This is a genomic window from Streptomyces sp. Q6 (assembly GCF_036967205.1).
GTDB classification, from domain to species: domain Bacteria; phylum Actinomycetota; class Actinomycetes; order Streptomycetales; family Streptomycetaceae; genus Streptomyces; species Streptomyces citrinus.
Genome location: NZ_CP146022.1, coordinates 2,352,303 through 2,364,726, shown reverse-complemented (window position 1 = coordinate 2,364,726; position 12,424 = coordinate 2,352,303). Strand labels below are relative to the sequence as shown.

Genomic DNA, 12,424 nt, shown 5'->3' with positions numbered 1-12,424 from the left:
GCCACGGCAGGAGCCCTCGTCCAGTGCCTGGACGGGGGCTCTTTGCCGTCCCCGACCCTCGATAAGGTGGGGGACGCTTCATCCTTACGAACACCACACAGGAGCGGCCATGAGCGCTTTGACCCCCGCAGGAGGCAATACCGCGGCGGGCCGTTCCTGGCCCAGCGTGCTCAACGGCCTGCTCGACGGCCGCGACCAGAGCGCCGACGACACCGCGTGGGCGATGGACCGGATCATGCGGGGCGAGGCGACCGACGCGCAGATCGCCGCCTTCGTGGTCGCGCTGCGGGCCAAGGGCGAGACGGTGGAGGAGATCTCCGGCGTCGTGCGCGCGATGTACGAGCACGCCAACACCATCGAGGTGCCCGGCGAGGCCGTGGACATCGTCGGCACCGGTGGGGACGGCGCCAAGACCGTCAACATCTCCACCATGGCGGCGATCGTCATCGCCGGGGCCGGCACGAAGGTCGTCAAGCACGGCAACCGCGCCGCCTCCAGCGCCTCGGGCTCCTCGGACGTCCTGGAGAAGCTCGGCGTGAACCTCGACATCGCGCCGCGCCGCGTCGCCGAGGTGGCCGAGGAGGCGGGCATCACCTTCTGCTTCGCCATCAAGTTCCACCCGGCGCTGCGCTACGCGGGCGCCGCGCGCGGCCAGATCGGCATCCGGACGGTCTTCAACGCGCTCGGCCCGCTCACCAACCCGGCCCGCGTGAAGGCGCAGGCGGTCGGTGTCGCCGACCCGCGACTCGCGCCCATCATCGCCGGGGTCTTCGCCGAGCGCGGCAACTCCTCGCTGGTCTTCCGCGGCGACGACGGGCTCGACGAGCTGACCATCACCGGCACCTCCTGGGTGTGGGTCGTGCGGGACGGCGCGGTGCGCGAGGAGTCCTTCGACCCGCGCGACGTGGGGATCGAGACCGTGCCGATCGAGGCACTGCGCGGCGGCGACCCGTCCTTCAACGCGGAGGTCGCGCTGCGGCTCCTCGACGGGGAGCGGGGGCCCGTGCGCGACGCGGTCCTGCTCAACGCGGCGGCGGCGCTCGTCGCCGTACGGCCCGGCAGCGGGACGCTCGCCGAGCAGATCAGGGCCGGGATGGACCGGGCCGCCGAGTCGATCGACTCCGGTGCGGCGAAGGCCGTGCTGGAACGGTGGATCGCCGCCACCAACCGCTGAGTGTGACGCAGGGCGCAGTCCAGATCGTGGACTGCGCCCTTGCCGTATCCCGGACGTGTGGCAGGATTCTCTGCAAGGTCATGAGTGACAGCGATCGAGGCCCCAGCCCGCTGTCCGGCAACCCTCCGTCCGTGGCGGGGTGCCCTGGGTGAAGACCAGGCCGTACGCAGCAAGGCGTATGGCAAGCGCGGACCCCTCGTGAACCTCAGGGGTCCTGGGTCGTCCGAGGGAGCAGTCTCGTGAGCAAGCGAATGCGCTAGGGCCTAGCAGCCCCTTCTCCATCACACCCTCCGTGCGACGCGGTCATCCGTGTATCGCGCGTCGAGGCAACACCCGTACGCCGTAAGCCGGTTGAGTGCTTCCGTGCGGGCCTTCACAGCCACTTCGCCCTGTCCTGCCGGGAGATACCGTCATGTCTGCTCACGCCTCCGCTGCCACCGCCTCCGTCACCACCGACACCGCCGTCGAGTCCGCCGATCCCGCCTGTGGGGCCCCGCTGCCGGTGCTCGGCCGGGACGTCACCGTGCCGCTCGTCACCGGGGGCGAAGTGACGTACGCGGCCCTCGACTACGCGGCCAGCGCGCCGGCCCTCCAGCGGGTGTGGGACGACGTCGCCGCGTACGCGCCGTACTACGGCAGCGTCCACCGGGGCGCCGGGTACCTCTCGCAGCTGTCGACCGATCTCTTCGAGAACTCGCGCGTCACCGTCGCCGAGTTCCTCGACTGCCGCGACGACGACCAGGTCGTCTTCACCAGGTCGACCACCGACTCGCTCAACCTGCTGGCCGCCGCGCTCCCCGCCGACTGCCAGGTCTTCGTCTTCGAGACCGAGCACCACGCCTCGCTGCTGCCGTGGCGCGACGCCCGCGTGACGTACCTGAACGCGCCGCGCACCCCCGGCGAGGCTGTCGCGACCCTGGAGCGCGCGCTCGCCGACCGCGACCCCTACGGCCCGGCCCTCGTCTGCGTCACCGGTGCCTCGAACGTCACCGGTGAGCTCTGGCCGGTGCGCGAGCTGGCGGCGGCCGCTCACGCGCACGGTGCCCGCATCGTGCTCGACGCCGCACAGCTCGCGCCCCACCACCCCGTCTCCGTACAGGAGTTGGACGTCGACTGGGTCGCCTTCTCCGGGCACAAGCTGTACGCGCCGTTCGGCTCGGGCGTGCTCGCCGGGCGCTCCGACTGGCTGCGCGCGGCCGAGCCGTACCTCGCCGGTGGCGGTGCGTCCAGGAAGGTCGCCCGTCGCGCGGACGGGGGCGTCGACGTCGAGTGGCACGACAGCGCCGCCCGCCACGAGGCCGGTTCGCCGAACGTGATCGGCGTGTACTCCATCGCCTCCGCCTGCAAGGCGCTCACCGAGGCCGGTTTCGACAGCATCGTCGAGCGGGAGCAGTCCCTGATCCGTACGGTGCGCGCCGGGCTCGCCGAGGTGCCCGAGGTGAGGGTGCTCTCGCTGTTCGGCGACGACGCCCCGCGCGTCGGCGTCATCTCGTTCGTCGTCGAGGGCTGGAACTCCTCGCACTTCGCCGCCGCGCTCTCCGCCGAGTACGGCATCGGCGTCCGCGACGGCCTGTTCTGCGCCCACCCGCTCGTGCGCACGCTGCTCGGCTCCGACCCGCAGACGCAGGGCGAGTGCGGCGCGCCCGAGGCGGCGCCGGGCGAGAAGTCGCTGAACGCCATCCGGGTGAGCTTCGGCGCCGGCACGCCCGACGAGCACGTGGAGCGTTTCGTCGCCGCGGTGAAGGAGCTCGTACGGGACGGTGCGGCCTGGAAGTACCGCACCGAGGGCGGGCGTTGCGTCCCGGCCTCCTGAGGCAGCGCAGAAAGCCGCGGTCGCGGCCGCTCGGTGGACGAGCGGCCGCGACCGCGGCTTGTGCGTGTGCGGGGTGGGGTCAGCCGTCCAGGCCGATGGCGAACGCGGCTTCCAGGTCGTGCTGGGAGTACGTACGGAACGCGACGTGCGTGTCCGTCGCCTCGACACCGGCGATCTTGCTGATCCGGCCGGGGATGACGTCCGCCAGATCGTCGTGCCGCGCCACGCGGACCATGGCGATCAGGTCGTACGTGCCGGTGACGGAGAAGACCTCGCTGACGCTCTCCAGGGCCGCGATCGACTCGGCGATCTCGGGGATCCGGTCCACGCTGGTCTTGATGAGCACGATCGCGGTGATCACGGCTTGCTGTCTCCCTCGGTGGCCGTGGCTGGGGCGGTACTCACTCTAGCCCGCCCGTCTTTTGCCACCGCCCTCGCAAGGAAGCGCCTCGCGCCCCCCGATTCCCCTGTACCTCACCCACGCGTAGAGGAACCCCAGCGAGAAGCCGATCAGGTGCGCCAGATACGCCACTCCGGGCCCCTGGCTGTCCCGTCCCGCCGCCGCCCACTGGAGCGCCACCCAGAACGGCAGCACCACCCATGCCGGAAAGCGCAGCGGCAGGAAGAACAGGAACGGGAACAGGCTCGTCACGCGCGCTTCGGGGAACAGGTACAGGAAGGCGCCGAGGATCGCCGAGATGGCCCCCGAGGCGCCGACCAGGGTCTGGTCGGAGTCGGCGTGCGCGATCGCGTAGCCGAGGAGCGCCAGGTAGCCGCTGATCAGGTAGAAGAGCGCGTACGCGACGTGGCCCATGCGTTCTTCGACCATCGCCCCGAAGACGTAGAGGAAGAGCATGTTGCCCAGCAGGTGCAGCCAGCTGCCGTGCACGAACAGGGCTGTGGCCGGGGTGAGCGCGGCCCGCGGCGATCCGGTGAAGAGTTCGGTGGGGACCACGCCCCAGCGCTCGAAGTAGTCGGTCTGCGCGGTGAGCAGCCGGGCCCCGGTGCCGTACGACGGGTTCAGGCCGGACACCGGCGAGATGACGAAGACCACGCAGCAGACGGCGATGATTCCGTACGTGACCGGGGCGGGGTGCCCTCTGAGGAATGCGGTCACCTTCGCGATCGCGTCGCGTCCGTTGCCGATCATGCAACAGAGCATGACGCAAGGCGGGGAGCGGGCGGCGTACGGCAGGCCGTAGGGTTACGGGCAATACAGCGAGCGAAAGAAGAGGCGCAATTCGATGACGGTTCCCCTGCCGACCGCCACCACCCGCTGGCGCTGCACGCTCTGCGGCAATCTCACGCGGTTCGACGTGACACGGTCCTCGAAGGTCGTCGAGTACGTCCACCTCGACCTGGCCGGTGAGCCGAACGTCGAGGAACGCAACGTGGTCAGTGAGACCATCGAGTCGGTCCGCTGCCGCTGGTGCAACGCGGTGGATCAGGTGGAACTGGTGGACAGGCCGGGCGCCGACTCCTGAGGGAGCGGCCCCACAGCGACTTGGGGTGACGGATGGTGGAGAGCACGGGCGGGGAGGCCGGAAACGCCGAGCAGGCCGCCGCCGCCGAGGTGCTCGACCGGCCGTTGCCCGAAGGTGTGCGGCGGCGGGTCGTACAGATCGTCTCGGACGGCTTCGGCGGTCTGACGGTCGGCGAACTTCCGCCCCCTTTGCGCCAGTACGCCCGGTTCACCCCGACGCGACGGGTGAAGTTCGCCGGGAACGCCATGGCCGCGGCGGTGGAGAGCGACACGCTCTTCCGGCAGCGGATCGGGGAGCGCTTCCGTGAGGCGCAGCCCGAGTTGGCGGGTGCCCTGGAGGCCGGGTCGCCGCCGCCCGCCGCCGATCCGCTCGACGTGGCCGCGGCCGCGTACGTGCTGCGGCCCGTCGGCTGGGTGAAGCTGGTCGACGCCGCCGGCGAGGAGGCCCAGCGGGCGGACGCCGAGCGCGCCGACGAGGAGACCCGTGCCGAGCTCGACCGGCTGCGCGAGCAGTTGGCCGAGGCGCGGGCCCACACCAAGGCCGAGACCGAGCGGCTGCGCACGGAGCTGGACGCCGCCAGGCGCGAGGCCGACGCCGTGCACCGCAAGCTGCGGGCCGCCCTCAGTGACGTGAAGCGCAGCGAGGCCGCCGTGCGCAAGGCGCGGGCCGAGAGCGACGCCGTACGGGCCGAGGGGCAGGCTCAGGTGTCCGCCGCCGAGAGCGAGGCGCGGCGGCTGAAGGCGCGGCTCGGAGAGGTCGAGGCGACCCTGGAGGCGTCGCGCAGGGCGGCCCGCGAGGGGCGCAGCGTCGAGGACATGAGGGTGCGGCTGCTGCTCGACACCGTCCTGGAGGCCGCTCAGGGGCTGCGCAGGGAGCTGGCGTTGCCGCCGGTGTCCGCGCGGCCCGCGGACTCTGTGGACGCCGTCGAGCCGGGCCGGATGACCCCGAAGGACATCGCGGCGCGCGCCCTGCACGAGCACGACCCCGCGATCCTCGACCAGTTGCTCGCGCTGCCGCAGGCCCATCTGGTCGTCGACGGGTACAACGTGACGAAGACCGGCTATCCGACGATGCCGCTGGAGAAGCAGCGGCTGCGGCTGCTCGGCTCCCTCTCGCAGCTCGCGGCGCAGACCGGCGCCGAGGTCACCTGTGTCTTCGACGGGGCCGAGCTCGCCGCTCCGGTGCTGCTCGCGCCGCCGCGCGGGGTGCGGGTGCTGTTCTCCAAGGCGGGCGTCACGGCTGATGAATTGATTCGCCAACTGGTGCGCGCGGAGCCGCCGGGCCGGCCCGTGATCGTCGTCTCGACGGACCGGGAGGTCGCCGACGGGGTCGCCAAGGCGGGTGCGCGTCCGGTTGCGTCCGTCATGCTCCTGAAGCGCCTGTCGCGGGGCTGATGTCCCGATCGGTACGGTGGTGCAACATCCGTTCCGCTTGCCCGAATTGGCGAAACCTTCACGCAACGTAGCGTCAAACGGACATCACTGCACGTGAGTTGTGTGCAAAGAATGCAGTCGGTGGCCGAGATTTTTCTCGTCAGGATTTGAACTGATCACAAGAAGGTCACTAGGGTCGGGCCTCGAACCTCCGCTCGGGTGATCACTCACAAGAGGTGTGTGACGGTGGAGGGGCACCGCCGACCGGCGTTCGGTAGGCGGCTGGAGGAAGAAGGAGCTCGCCTTCGTGGCGTCCCACCGTCGACCCAAGCAGCCGAGCCGCACCCGTGTGACGGTGCTCACCGCGACCGCCGCCGCTGCCGTGGCCCTCACTTCGCAGGCGGCCAACGCCGCGCCGAAGCCCGACAAGAGCGAGGTCAAGGCCAAGGTCGACAAGCTCTACGAAGAGGCGGAGAAGGCCACCGACCTCTACAACGGGGCCAAGGAGAAGCAGAAGAAGCTCGAGAAGGAGATCGGCGAGCTCCAGGACAAGGTCGCCCGCGGCCAGGAGGACCTCAACGAGCTCCGTACGGGCCTCGGTTCGCTCGCCAGCCAGCAGTACCGCTCCGGTGGCATCGACCCCTCGGTCCAGCTCTTCCTCTCCGCCGACCCGGACGACTACCTCGACAAGGCGTCCACCCTCGACTCGCTCTCCGCGCAGCAGCTCGAGTCGCTCAAGAAGGTCCAGGAGAAGCAGCGCACGCTCGCCCAGGAGCGTTCCGAGGCCTCCGAGAAGCTCAAGGACCTCGCCGACACGCGCACCGAACTCGGCAAGAAGAAGAAGGAAGTCCAGAGCAAGCTCGGCTCCGCCCAGAAGCTGCTCAACACCCTGACCGCCGCCGAGCGCGAGAAGATGGCCGCCGCGGACGCGCGCGCCAGCCGCGACTCCGCGGGCCGCGTCGACCTCGGCAACGAGGCGGCCGCCTCCAAGTTCGGTGCCGCCGCCCTGAGCGCCGCCGCCACGCAGATAGGCAAGGCCTACGTCTCCGGCGGCACGGGTCCCAACTCGTACGACTGCTCGGGTCTGACGCAGTGGGCGTACAACCAGGCCGGTCTCTCCATCACCCGGACCACGTACACCCAGCAGAACGACGGCACCAAGATCGGCATGAGCCAACTCAAGCCCGGTGACCTGGTCTTCTTCAACAACCTCGCGCACGTGGGCCTGTACGCCGGCAACGGCCAGGTGCTGCACGCCCCGCACCCCGGTGCCGTCGTCCGCTACGAGTCGATGAGCACCGTCGGATCGTTCCAGTTCGGCGTCCGCGTCATCGGCTGATCGACCTTCGCGTCCGATCCTCGTACCAACGGACCGCAGACAGTCGGAAACGCGCCCGTTCGGGCGAATTCCGGCAGGGCCCGCTGACTTTGCGCCCCCGCATCGACCTGCGTCGATGCGGGGGCGTGCGGTTTCCGGGGAGAATCCGAACCGGTCGCGCTGCGTGATAGCTTCCGCGCTGTCCGTGGGCACCGGTCCGCGGACCTACCGCCGGACGGGCGGGACGTGACGCCTGTGGAGGCTCCGCGAGGCCGGAATTCCGGTTCCCGCGGCGGCCCGTGAAGCAGGAACCCGCCGGAAGCCGCCTCGCGCAGCGGAGCGGCAGGCCGGGGCCCGGCAGCTGTGCCGGGCGGGCGTCCAGAGTCGGCACGCATTCCGCAGCCCTGCCGCCCTCCGGGGGGTGGGGGCGCGTCGACACGGAAGGAGTTCCAATCGCCGTGGGGTCCCATCGCCGTATCGCGCAGTCCGGGCACGTGGGCGCTGATCGCAGCACGCGCGTCGCCGTCCTGACCGTGGCCGCCGCCTCGGCGGCCGCCGCCCTCGGTGCCGCTCCCGCGGGCGCCGCGCCGCAGGACAAGCCGGCCGACACCAAGGCCGAGGTGGACCGCCTCTACGAGCAGGCCGAGCAGGCCACCGAGGCGTACAACAAGGCCGACGAGCGGGCCGACAGGCTCCGCGAGGAACTGGCCACGACCCAGGACCAGGTGGCCCGCGGGCAGGAGCGCATCAACAAGATGCGCCAGGCGCTCGGCATGGTCGCGGGCGCCCAGTACCGCTCCGGCGGGATGGACCCCTCGCTCGCCCTGATGCTCTCCTCCGACCCGGACGGCTACCTCGACCGGGCCAGCACCCTGGACCGGCTCAGCGCCCGGCACGCCGGTGATCTCAGCGAACTGCAGGGCGCCCAGCGGGATCTGGCGCAGAAGCGGTCCGAGGCGCAGCGCAAGCTGGCCGACCTGGAGAAGAGCCGCAAGGCCGTGCAGCAGCACAAGCGCAGCGTCGAGACGAAGCTCGCCAAGGCGCGGCGGCTGCTCAACTCGATGCCGAGCGCCGAGCGCGACGCGTACGAGCGTGCCTCGCGCGGCACCGGACGGCCCGACCTGTCCGGCGCGGGCGCCGCGTCCTCGTCGCGCGCCGCCGCGGCCCTCGCCGCCGCCCAGTCGGCGCTCGGCAAGCCGTACGTGTGGGGTGCCACCGGGCCGTCGGGGTTCGACTGTTCGGGCCTGATGCAGTGGTCGTACGGTCAGGCCGGCGTCGGTCTGCCGCGCACCTCGCAGGCCCAGCGGTACGCGGGGCAGCAGGTCCCGCTGTCCGCGGCGCAGCCCGGCGACCTGGTCGCCTACGGGTCGGACGCCCACCACATCGGCATCTACGCGGGCAACGGCCAGGTGATCCACGCGCCCTATCCCGGCGCCCCGGTGCGCTACGACCCGGTGGGCATGATGCCCGTCTCATCCGTGACCAGGGTCTGAGGCCTTCCCTCGAAGACGCCGTACGATCGGAAAGATGGCTGGTCGACGGCGTGCGGTGAGCAGGGCGGGGTGCTTCGTGACACTCGGCGCCCTGCTCGTCGGGGGCGCCGGGTGCGCCCGGCAGGACGCGGCACCCGACAGCCGGTCGGCCGCCGTGCAGCGGGTTCTCGACCTTCGGGCGGACGCGGTCCTGCACGGGGACGACGCCGCGTACGAGGAGACCGGCGGCGCCGATCCGAACCTGCTGCACGACCTGGCCGCCGTGCCCCTCGACTCCTGGGCGTACCAGCTCACCCGCATCGACGGCACCGGCTCCCACGTCACCGCCGCGGTCGAGCTGCGCTACCGCGTCGAGGGCTACGACGCGGCGGCTGTCGTCGCCCGGCGGACGCTGGCGCTGCGGCGCACCGACGGACACTGGCAGGTGACGAGCGACGAGCCCGCCGAGAAGTCCGGCAAGCAACTGTGGGACCAGGGCCGGGTGATCGCGGTCAAGGGCGCGCGCAGTCTCGTCCTCGGCGTCGGGCAGCAGCGGACCGTGCTGCGCGCGTACGCCGGGATCGCCGACGACGCGGTGCCTTCCGTGGACGCCGCCTGGGGCAAGGACTGGGCCCGCCGGATCGTCGTCCTCGTGCCCGAGTCCCTCCAGGGCATGGGGGAGTTGCTGGCGGCGCCCGCGTCGAACTACCGGGGGATCGCGGCGGTCACGACCGGTGAGACGGGCGGCTCGGGCAGCGCGCCCGCGGACCGGGTGATCATCAACCCGGAGGCGTACGGCGTCCTCGGCTCGTTCGGCAAGCAGGTCGTCCTCACACACGAGACCACGCATGTGGCGACGCGCGCGGTGACCTCGGCCGCGACGCCGCTGTGGCTGTCGGAGGGGTACGCGGACTGGGTCGGGTACCGGGGCACGGGCCGCGGCGTCGGGCAGGCCGCGCCCGAGCTCCAGCGGGCCGTCCAGGAGGGCGCAGCGCCCGTCGGACTGCCGACCGACGAGGACTTCGGGTTCAGCGGTGACGCGGGGAAGCTCGCGCGGGCGTACGAGAGCGGCTGGATGGCCTGCCGGATGATCGCCGACCAGTGGGGCGAGGACAAGCTCAAGGCGTTCTACACGTCGGTCGGCGGGCACAAGCAGCGCGCCGGTGCCGTGGAGGGCGCGCTCCAGAACGTCCTGGGGATCGACGAGCGGGACTTCGTGGCGCGCTGGCGCGCGTACGTCCGGGCCGAACTGGACTGAGCGGGCCGCGCTCTCAGGAGGTGGCGCTCACCGACTGGTCGCGGGCCGGCTGCGTGGGCAGCGGGGTGCGCTCGGCGCGGCGCGGCTCGGTGACCGTCGCGCGCCACAGCCGGTGGCAGGCGCTGAGCGAGGCCGTGACGAGGAGCCCGTTGCGCACGAGAAGGAGGAAGAGGCCGAGCGAGTCGCTGGCGACCACGTGCGAGAACCAGATGGGGAACTCCAGGAACGTCACGAACGTCGCCGCGAGCACCAGCCACACCGGCAGCGTCATCCGGCTGCCCGGGAACAGCAGGCAGACCGCGGCGAGCCCGACCAGCCACAGCATGTACTGCGGGCTGATGACCCGGCTCGTCGTGGTGAACAGCAGGACCGCCGTCAGCGCGGCGTCCGCGAGCGTGCTCGACTCCCAGGCGCGGGCCTTGAACCGCCACAGCAGCAGCCAGCCGAACGCCAGCGCCGTGAGCAGCTGCGCGAGCATGCTCACCACGTCCACGTACGGGCCGAGGAACTCCACCGAGCCGTAGTTCAGCTGCACCGTGCCCGACCAGCCGAACTGCCGCGCCACGTGGAAGACGAGCGAGCCCAGCGACTCGACCTCCGTGCCCCGGTCCTTCTGGAACGTCAGGAAGGCCAGGGCGCCCGGCATCGCGATCGTGAAAGCGAGCAGCAGCCCGCCGGCCGTCAGCGCGGCAGCACCCCACGACTCGCGCGTCGCCCGGCCGCGCCGGGTCCCGAGGAGCAGCAGCGCGGGCCACACCTTGAGCAGCGCGCCGATCGCCGCCATGACGCCCGCGGCCCTCGGGTGCCGGGCCGCCGCGAGCAGCGCCGCGACGGCGACGGCGGTCACCATCACGTCGTAGCGCGCGTACACGGTCTGTCCCAGTAGCGGCAGGCCGGCGACCCAGACCCACACCCCGCGCCGCGACTTGCCGTGCCGGTCGGCCACGTACAGGAGCATCAGGAAGACGGCGGCGTCCGCGAGGAAGGCGAGGAGGAAGAAGGCGGACGCGTACGACAGGAAGGGCAGTACGGCGGGGGAGAGGATCGCGACCGCGGCGGCCGGCGGGTACTGCCACGTCACGTCGTCCAGCGGGAACGTTCCGGTGCGCAGGACGTCGAACCAGCCGTGGTAGATGACGGAGACGTCGCTGGTGACATCCGGGCCGGGGACCACCACGACTTTGAAGACGCACAGCAGGAGCAGGGTCCGGGTCAGGACCCACGTGATCAGGAGCGCTGCGGGATTTCGCGTCTTCATTCGACTCATCATGCCCGGCAGGCCAGTGTGGTGGCCATGGACCGGGCGGCGTGGCGCGCTCTCTCCGGGGGGTTCGGTACTGTCTGCGGCGATGCACCAGACACCGAAGACCCTGCTCGTGACCAACGACTTCCCGCCCCGCCCGGGGGGCATCCAGGCGTTTCTGCACAACATGGCGCTGCGGCTGGATCCCGAGCGGCTGGTCGTCTACGCGTCGACGTGGAAGCGGAGCCAGGAAGGCATCGAGGCGACCGCCGCCTTCGACGCCGAGCAGCCGTTCACCGTCGTACGCGACCGTACGACGATGCTGCTGCCGACCCCGCGCGTGACCCGGCGGGCCGTGGGCCTGTTGCGGGAGCACGGCTGTACGTCGGTGTGGTTCGGTGCGGCCGCGCCGCTCGGCCTGATGGGGTCGGCGCTGCGCGGGGCGGGGGCCACGAACCTCGTCGCGACGACGCACGGGCACGAGGCCGGGTGGGCCCAACTCCCCGCGTCCCGGCAGCTGTTGCGGCGTATCGGCGAGTCCACGGACACGATCACCTACCTCGGCGAGTACACGCGCTCGCGGATCGCGGCGGCGCTGACGCCCGCGGCGGCCGGGCGGATGGTCCAACTCCCGCCGGGGGTCGACGAGAAGACGTTCCATCCGGACTCGGGCGGCGCCGCGGTGCGGGCCCGCCTCGGGCTCTCCGAGCGCCCGGTCGTCGTCTGCGTCTCGCGCCTGGTCCCGCGCAAGGGGCAGGACACGCTGATCCTGGCCATGCCGCGGATCCTGGCGTCGGTGCCGGACGCGGTGCTGTTGATCGTCGGCGGCGGCCCGTACGAGAAGGAGCTCCGCAAGCTGGCGGCGGAGACCGGGGTCGCCGAGTCGGTGCGGTTCACGGGCGCGGTGCCGTGGGAGGAGCTTCCGGCGCACTACGGCGCGGGCGATGTCTTCGCGATGCCGTGCCGTACGCGGCGCGGCGGCCTGGACGTCGAGGGCCTCGGCATCGTCTACCTGGAGGCTTCCGCGACCGGCCTTCCGGTGGTCGCGGGGGACTCGGGCGGGGCGCCGGACGCGGTGCTCGACGGGGAGACCGGGTGGGTCGTCCGGGGCGGCTCTGCGGAGGAGTCGGCGGACCGGATCACCGTGCTGTTGCAGGACCCTGAGCTGCGGCGGCGCATGGGGGAGCGGGGCCGCGCGTGGGTGGAGGAGCGGTGGCGCTGGGACCTGCTCGCCGAGAGGTTGCGGGGGCTGTTGTAGACGCCGGTCCGGCTGCGGGTGCGTGGGGGCC

Annotated in this window: 11 protein-coding genes and 1 riboswitch; of the genes, 8 read left to right on the top strand and 3 right to left on the bottom strand. The window is 71.8% G+C overall.

What is annotated here, in order from left to right:
* Positions 1–109 precede the first annotated feature (109 nt).
* Together trpD and V2W30_RS11040 are read left to right on the top strand one after the other, a co-directional pair.
* Entirely contained in the window at positions 110–1,174 is a 1,065-nt protein-coding gene (trpD, locus tag V2W30_RS11045; RefSeq protein ID WP_338695765.1) for an anthranilate phosphoribosyltransferase, read from the top strand.
* 76 nt (positions 1,175–1,250) lie between these two features.
* A riboswitch (SAM riboswitch) is annotated at positions 1,251–1,368 on the top strand.
* A gap of 218 nt (positions 1,369–1,586) precedes the next feature.
* The gene (locus V2W30_RS11040) at positions 1,587–2,987 is read left to right on the top strand and encodes an aminotransferase class V-fold PLP-dependent enzyme (protein ID WP_338695763.1); all 1,401 of its coding nucleotides are present in this window, start codon (positions 1,587–1,589) and stop codon (positions 2,985–2,987) included.
* Positions 2,988–3,066: 79 nt separating this feature from the next.
* On the opposite strand, the gene V2W30_RS11035 is transcribed toward V2W30_RS11040, so the two are convergent.
* Together V2W30_RS11035 and V2W30_RS11030 are read right to left on the bottom strand one after the other, a co-directional pair.
* Positions 3,067–3,348: an Lrp/AsnC ligand binding domain-containing protein gene (locus V2W30_RS11035; protein ID WP_338695761.1), complete on the bottom strand. Its 282-nt coding sequence runs from the start codon at positions 3,346–3,348 to the stop codon at positions 3,067–3,069.
* A 45-nt stretch (positions 3,349–3,393) separates the two neighbouring features.
* Positions 3,394–4,137 (bottom strand): rhomboid family intramembrane serine protease, encoded by a 744-nt coding sequence (locus tag V2W30_RS11030; RefSeq protein ID WP_338695759.1) that lies wholly within the window; start codon positions 4,135–4,137, stop codon positions 3,394–3,396.
* Positions 4,138–4,231: 94 nt separating this feature from the next.
* Between V2W30_RS11030 and V2W30_RS11025 the strand changes: the two genes are divergently transcribed.
* The 5 genes from V2W30_RS11025 (at position 4,232) to V2W30_RS11005 (ending at position 9,892) form a co-directional block, all read left to right on the top strand.
* Entirely contained in the window at positions 4,232–4,471 is a 240-nt protein-coding gene (locus V2W30_RS11025; protein ID WP_338695757.1) for a hypothetical protein, read from the top strand.
* A gap of 32 nt (positions 4,472–4,503) precedes the next feature.
* Positions 4,504–5,865 (top strand): NYN domain-containing protein, encoded by a 1,362-nt coding sequence (locus tag V2W30_RS11020; protein WP_338695755.1) that lies wholly within the window; start codon positions 4,504–4,506, stop codon positions 5,863–5,865.
* Positions 5,866–6,151: 286 nt separating this feature from the next.
* Positions 6,152–7,183 carry an NlpC/P60 family protein gene (locus V2W30_RS11015; protein ID WP_338695753.1) on the top strand — a complete coding sequence of 344 codons (1,032 nt, stop codon included), beginning with the start codon at positions 6,152–6,154 and terminating at the stop codon, positions 7,181–7,183.
* A gap of 437 nt (positions 7,184–7,620) precedes the next feature.
* Entirely contained in the window at positions 7,621–8,655 is a 1,035-nt protein-coding gene (locus tag V2W30_RS11010) for an NlpC/P60 family protein (protein WP_338695751.1), read from the top strand.
* A 34-nt stretch (positions 8,656–8,689) separates the two neighbouring features.
* Positions 8,690–9,892, top strand: a complete 1,203-nt coding sequence (locus V2W30_RS11005) for a hypothetical protein (protein ID WP_338695749.1) — start codon at positions 8,690–8,692, stop codon at positions 9,890–9,892.
* Positions 9,893–9,905: 13 nt separating this feature from the next.
* On the opposite strand, the gene V2W30_RS11000 is transcribed toward V2W30_RS11005, so the two are convergent.
* Positions 9,906–11,150 (bottom strand): glycosyltransferase family 87 protein, encoded by a 1,245-nt coding sequence (locus V2W30_RS11000; protein WP_338695747.1) that lies wholly within the window; start codon positions 11,148–11,150, stop codon positions 9,906–9,908.
* A gap of 91 nt (positions 11,151–11,241) precedes the next feature.
* Here V2W30_RS11000 and V2W30_RS10995 point away from each other — a divergent pair, with 91 nt between their 5' ends.
* Positions 11,242–12,393: a glycosyltransferase family 4 protein gene (locus V2W30_RS10995; RefSeq protein WP_338695746.1), complete on the top strand. Its 1,152-nt coding sequence runs from the start codon at positions 11,242–11,244 to the stop codon at positions 12,391–12,393.
* Positions 12,394–12,424: the final 31 nt, after the last annotated feature.